A 767-nucleotide genomic window follows, 5' to 3' on the forward strand; every position below is an offset into this window, starting at 1 on the left:
TGCAACAACCCTGACTCCAGTACAGTAAAGGTAACCCATGAGAAATATTCGATTCTACAGTTTTATATGCTGGTTGTTTATCAGCGTTGGAGTATTCGCGCAGGACACGACGACGGTTAAGCCGGAGGATACAGGTAAGGTTCTGATCAACCCCGGTATGGGGTGGACTATGCACTTCTACTCCAACGTGGCGCGAAACTATGGCTCTAAGCTGGAACCCTCTGATACTCTAGAGGATTTCCCCGGTGTCTCAACCGTCTACCTGCGTCTTCCCTGGTCCTATCTTGAACCCGAAGAGGGCAAGTATAACTGGGCCATCTTCCGATACCCCCGCACAGCGCTGGATCGCAAAGGGAAAGAAGATTGCCCTGCGCATAACCTGTTCGGAGAACTGGATGACCTATGCCACACCGAAGTGGGTGAAAGACGCGGGAGCCAAGGGGACTCATTACCAATATGGCAAAGGCAGAACCAAAGGCAAGGGCCCGTGGGATCCGTTCTTCGACGATCCGATATTCCTCAAGAAGCTTGAAACCTTTCTAGCTGCCTATGCCAAACGCTACGACGGCAATCCCAGCGTTGAGTTTGTCGATGTCGGCACCTACGGCCTCTGGGGCGAAGGCCACACCCATGCCAGCAGTAAACAGGACAAGATAGAGCTGCAGAAACTGCACATCGACCTGCACCTGAAGTATTTTAAGAAGACGCTTCTCTGCATCTCCGACGACTTTGCCGGGCACAACAAACCGGGCAAACGTTTTCCTATT

The 767-nt window shown here is 52.0% G+C and carries 1 pseudogene; it reads left to right on the plus strand.

The features are described from left to right. Window positions 1–395: 395 nt before the first annotated feature. Window positions 396–767, plus strand: a pseudogene (locus tag BSZ32_RS18840) (hypothetical protein); the annotation flags it as partial.

The sequence above is a fragment of the Rubritalea profundi genome, assembly GCF_002954445.1.
In the GTDB taxonomy this organism is placed as follows: domain Bacteria; phylum Verrucomicrobiota; class Verrucomicrobiia; order Verrucomicrobiales; family Akkermansiaceae; genus Rubritalea; species Rubritalea profundi.